Below are 5,843 nucleotides of genomic sequence, written 5' to 3'. Positions count from 1 at the left end.
GTCCTTGAAACGGACCGCAACCAGATCGGGCGTCCGCCGGACCACCTCGTCGAACTCATCGAGAATCGTGCCGTCAGGCACGTCGAGGGCGGGACCGGCCTCCCGCAGCGCACCGGCCGCCGGAAGGGCCGCCAGCCGCCCGCCCGCGTCAGCGGCGAAGGCCGCGAGCAGTGCCTCAAGACGCGAGAGCAGCCCGGTCGCCTGCTCCCGCGAGATGACGTCGGCCCGGTATTCGGCGCCGAGCGTGAGCGACTCGCCCGGGATGACCGTGAGGGTGAGCGGGTAGTGGGTGGCGTCCGCCCCGGTGACCTCGGCCAGCCGCAGCCCCGCCGCGTCCTCCAGCGCCCGCAGCCCGTCGGCGTCTAGCGGGTAGCTCTCGAAGACGAGAAGCGTGTCGAAGAGCGTCCCGATCCCGGCGAGCCGCTGGATCGTGGCCAGCCCGACATGCTGGTGGTCGAGGAGCGCGGCCTGTTCGGCCTGTACCCGCCGCAGATACCCGGCCCACGTGTCGGACGGGCGCGGCCGGATCCGCACCGGCACGGTGTTGATGAACAGCCCGACCATGTCCTCGGCCCCGGGAAGCGTCGCGGGCCGGCCGGAGACGGTGCTGCCGAACACGATGTCGTCGCGCCCGGTCAGTTCGGCCAGCACGAGGGCCCAGCAGCCCTGCACGACCGTGTTGAGGGTGAGCCCTTCGGCCCGGGCGGCGGCCGCGAGCCGGCCGGCGTCGACGACGTGCTCGACGGCCTGCGGCGCCGCGACGGCCGGATCACCGGTGCCGACGATCGTGGGCGTCTCGATCCCGGCGAGCGCCTCGCTCCAGGCCCGCTCGCTCGCGGCCCGGTCCTGCCCGGCGACCCAGGCCAGGTAGTCCTTGTAGGGCCGGACGACCGGAAGCGGCCGCCCGGCGTAGAGGAGCAGCAGGTCACGGACGAGCAGTGGCGCCGACCAGCCGTCGAGCAGGATGTGATGGCTGGTCAGGATCAGCCGGTGCCGGTGGGCGCCGAGCCGGGCCAGGGTCCAGCGCAGCAGCGGCGGCTTGGCCAGGTCGAACGGTTTTGCCCGGTCCTCGTCGGCGACCGCGTCGGCGTCACCGGGCCGGTCGGACAGGTCGATCTCGGTCCAGTCGGCCTTCACCGCGTGCGGGATCAGCTGCACGGGCTGGCCGGCCTTCCGCGGCCGGAACGCGGCCCGCAGGTTGGCGTGCCGGTCGAGCAGAGACTGCGCGGCCTGCCGGAGCCGTCCCGCGTCGACGTCGCCGTCGAGGGTGAGGACCTGCTGCACCACGTACACGTCCGGCCCGTCACCGGAGTAGGCGGACAGGAAGTAGAGCCCCTCCTGCAGCGGCGACAGGGGCAGGATGTCCTGCAGTCCACCGGGGGTCGTCACAGGTCGCTCCACTCGTCTTCGAACTCGTCGATCTCGTCCTGGCTCAGGGTCACCAGGAGGTCGGATGGGGTGTGGCCGCCGCCACCGGCAGTGGCGGCGTCGCGCAGCCGGTCGAGTGCCCCGGCCCAGCGGCGGGCGAGTTCCTCGACGTCGGCGGCGGTGAGGGCGGTCGCCAGGTAGGAGAGCCGGATGTCCAGTTCGGGCCCGGTGGGCAGGTCGGCGGTGGCCGCGTTGATCTCCAGCGCGTGCGCGACCGGGAAGGCCGGGTCGAGCCCGTCGCCGAGGGTGTCGTTCTCGGGTGCGGCCACCCAGTCGACGTCCTCACCGGCGGTCATCCGGCCCAGGTAGTTGAAGAGGATCTCGGGCTGCCCGGCGAGCGGCGCCCGCTCCAGGTAGCGCAGCAGCCCGTATCCGGCACCCGCGTCCGGGACTGCCCGCAACTGCTCCTTGACCTGCTTCAACGCTCCCGACGGGTCGTCGCCGCCGGGGTCGATGCGGACCGGGAACTCGGTGGTGAACCAGCCGACGGTACGGGTCAGGTCGCTGCCGGGCACGAGGTGCTCCTCCCGGCCGTGCCCTTCCAGGCGCAGCAGCAGCCCGTGTTCGGCGACGGCCGGCCGCCAGCCGCGGACCGCGAGCGCCAGCCCGGTGAGCAGCACGTCCTGCACACCGGCGTGGAACGCCTCGGGAACCGTGGTGAGCAGCGGCTGCGTCCGGTCGGCGGGCAGGCGCAGGGTGTGGTGCCGCTGGTCGGCGACGGTGCCGCCACCACCCAGGGACACGGCCGGGGCGTCCAGGATCGACTGCCACAGCGGCAGCTCGCCGATCCGGTCCCGGGCGGCCGCGGCCAGGCCCCGTGACCAGGTCCGCAGCGACGTCCCGACGGGCGGCAGGTCGCCGCCCTGCCAGGCGGTGGCCAGGTCCCCGGCGATGATCCGCCAGGAGACGCCGTCGACGGCGAGGTGGTGGCCGACCAGCAGCAGGCGGCCGGGCAGCAGGACGGCCTGGAGCACGCGGCCCTCGGCCGGGGCGAGACGCCCGACGGCGGCGAGATGTTCCCGATCGAGGCTGCCCGTGGACGTGCAGACGATCGAGGCCGCGTCGACGGCACCGGGCGGCGGGACGACGAGGCCGTCCACGGTCCAGCGGGCCCGCAGCGCGTCGTGCCGGTCGAGGACGGCTTGCAGCAGCCCGGTCAGCCGTTCGACGTCGAGGGCCGCCGGGACGCGCAGCACCACCGACTGGGCGAACGAGTCGATCGGGGCGTTCTGGTCGCGCAGCCACGCCTGGATCGGGGTGATCGGGACCGGGCCGAGACCGGCACCGGCGGGTTCGCGGGTGACGCCGCCACCGGAGGTGACGACGGTGGCCAGGGCGGCGACGGTCTGGTTCTCGAACACCTGGCGGGCACTGAGGTCGAGACCGGCGGCCCGGGCCCGGGACACCAGTTGCAGGGCGACGATGCTGTCACCGCCGAGCGCGAAGAACCCCTCGTCGACGCCGATCCCGTCGAGGCCGAGGACTTCGGCGAACAGGTCGGCGAGCAGTTCCTGGAGGACGGTGACGGGGCGTTCGACGGCCCGTTCGATCACCGGTTCGGGCAGGGCGTTGCGGTCGACCTTGCCGGCGGCGTTGCGGGGCAGCGCGCCGAGCATGACGATGACGGCCGGGACCAGGTAGTCGGGCAGGCGCCCGGCGAGCCACGTGCGTACCTCGGCCGGGTCGGCGGCGCCTTCGGCGTACCCGATGAGACGGCCGTCGCGGGCGATGACGTGGGCGTGCCGGATGCGGTCGTGGGCGGCGATGGCGGCGGCGACCTCGCCCGGCTCGATCCGGAAGCCACGGATCTTGATCTGGTCGTCGGCGCGGCCGAGGAACTCGATCTGCCCGTCGCGGGTGCGCCGGACCAGGTCGCCGGTGCGGTACATGCGTTCGCCGGCGGTGAACGGGTCGGCGACGAACCGGTCGGCGGTCAGGGCGGGCCGGTCCAGGTAGCCGCGGGCCAGGCCGGCGCCGGCGAGGTAGAGCTCGCCGGGTACGCCGGGGGCCACCGGCTGGAGCCGGTCGTCGAGAATGTAGGCGCGCTTGTTGCGGTCGGGCCGGCCGATCAGGACCGGGCCGTCGGTGGTGCACTCCCAGAAGGTGGAGTTGACGGTCGCCTCGGTCGGCCCGTACGCGTTGATCATGCGGTGGGTGCCGGACCAGCGTTCCACGAGTTCCTGGGGCAGCCGGTCGGCGCCGACGACCACCGTCACCTCGGGCGGCAGCGAGCCCGCCGGGACGGCGCCGAGCGCGGCCGGCGGCAACGCGAAGTGGGTGATCCGCTCGTCGCGGACGAACCGCGCGAAGTCCTCACCGAGCCGCGCCGCCTCCGGCGTGATCACCAGGGTCGCCCCGCGCAGCAGGGTGACCGCGAGCTCGGCGATCGTGACGTCGAAACTCGGCGACGCGAACTGGGCGATCCGGTCCCCCGGACCCACCCGCCAGGTCTCGGCGAACGTGTCGGACAGGTCGGCGAGTCCCGCGTGCGGGATGACGACACCCTTGGGCCGTCCGGTCGACCCGGAAGTGTAGATGACGTAGGCGGCATTCCCGGGACGGACCGTGACGCCGACCGGGGAGTCGTCGTCACCCGCGCCCGGATCGAGGACGGGAATGCCGGGCGGCACGTTGACGGTGCCGGGCCGGGCGACGACCAGGACCGGGCGGGCGTCCGCGGCCAGGGCGGCGATCCGCTCGGCCGGGTAGGACGGGTCGACCGGCAGGTAGGCGCCGCCGGCCTTGGCCACTGCCAGCTCGGTGGCGAACAGGTCGGCCGAGCGGGGCAGCAGCACCATGACGAGCCGGTCCGGTCCGGCGCCCGCACCGATCAGCGCCCGGGCCAGCCGGTTGGTACGCCGATCCAGCTCGCGATAGGACAGCCGGACGTCGCCGTCCTGCAGGGCGAGGGTGTCCCGGTCGGCGACCGCCGCGAACAGCTCCGGGATGGTCCGGGCGACGGTCGGCGACACGGTGCCGGTCAGGTGCCGGCGCTCGTCGCCGGACAGCACGTGCAGCTGCGACACCCGGCGCGACGGCACCGCCACCGCCGACTCCAGCAGCCGCACGAACCGCTCGGCCAGCGCCTCCACGGTGACCGGGTCGAACAGGTCGGCGCTGTACTCGATGACACCGCGCATCCCGTCGGCGCCGTCCTCCTCGGTGACGACGACACCCAGGTCGAACTGGGCGACCCCGGTGTCGATCGGCACCGGCGACGTCACCAGCCCCGGCAGGCCCGGCGTCTCCGCCGGCACGTGCTGGAACGCGACCATCACCTGGAACAGCGGGTTCCGGGCCAGCGACCGCTCCGGGTTGACCGCCTCCACGACCCGCTCGAACGGCACGTCGGCGTTACCGAAGGCGGCCAGATCCGTGCGCCGGACCCGGGCCACCAGCTCGGTGAACGCCGGGTCGCCGGACAGGTCGGCACGCAGCACGAGCGTGTTCACGAAGAACCCGGCGAGCGCGTCCAGCCGCTGGTCGGCGCGGCCGGCGACCGGGCTGCCCAGCGGGATGTCGTCGCCGCCCCCGAGCCGCGACAACAACGCCGACAGAGCCGCTTGGACGACCATGAAGGCGGTGCTCCCGGTACGCCGGGCAAGCTCCCGGACCAGCCGGTGCGTGTCCGCGCCGACGGTGAACGGCACGATCCCGCCACGGTGGGTGGGCACGGCCGGGCGGGACCGGTCCACGGGCAGCGCCAGCTCGGTGGGAATCCCGTCGAGAGCCGTCCGCCAGTGCGCGAGCTGCGCGTCCTGCACCTGGTCGAGCAGGGCACGCTGCCACAGGGCGTAGTCGGCGTACTGAACGGCCAGCGGCTCCCAGCCGGGCGCCCACCCCGCGGCCCGTGCTTCGTAGGCGATCCCGAGGTCGGCGATGAGCCGCCCCTCGGACCACTCGTCGGTGACGATGTGGTGCAGCAGCAGCATCAGCACGTGCTCATCCGGCCCGGTGGTCCACAGGTGCGGGCGAACGAGCAGTTCGGTGGCCAGGTCGAAGCTGTAGCGGGCGGCCTCGGCGAGATCACCGTCGCCGTACACCCAGTCGACCCGGGGATCGTCGAGGATCCGCTGGACCGGCCGCCCGTCGACGGTCGGGAAGACCGTGCGCAGGCTCTCGTGCCGGTCGATCACGTCGTCCAGGGCCAGCCGCAGCGCGTCCCGGTCGAGCGGCCCGGTCAGGCGCAGCGTGAACGCCACGTTGTAGGTCGGCCCCGGCCCGTTGAGCTGGTGATGCAGCCACAGCCGGTGCTGCGCCGGTGCCAGCGGCAGCAGCTCGGGCCGGTCGGCGACGGTCAGCGCGACCGTGTCAGTGCCCGATCCGGCCTGGTCCAGGAACGCGCCGAGCCCCGCCGGGGTGGGCGAGTCGAAGACGGCCCGCAGCGGCAGCGTGGTCCCGAACGCCGCCCGGAT

At 73.9% G+C, this 5,843-nt stretch carries 2 protein-coding genes; both read right to left on the bottom strand.

Going from position 1 to position 5,843, the window contains the following annotated elements; translation table 11 throughout:
• Positions 1 to 1,389: condensation domain-containing protein (locus tag ACFO0C_RS10380; protein WP_378066369.1), on the bottom strand; the 1,389-nt coding region annotated here is incomplete at its 3' end.
• A partial coding sequence (locus ACFO0C_RS10375; RefSeq protein ID WP_378066368.1) for an amino acid adenylation domain-containing protein occupies positions 1,386 to 5,843 on the bottom strand: 4,458 nt, incomplete at its 5' end. The genes ACFO0C_RS10380 and ACFO0C_RS10375, both read right to left, overlap by 4 nt.

Source organism: Actinoplanes subglobosus (assembly GCF_042650585.1).
In the GTDB taxonomy this organism is placed as follows: Bacteria; Actinomycetota; Actinomycetes; order Mycobacteriales; family Micromonosporaceae; genus Actinoplanes; species Actinoplanes subglobosus.
The sequence above is the reverse complement of the archived record's forward strand: the minus strand, read 5'-3'. Positions and strand labels throughout refer to the sequence as shown.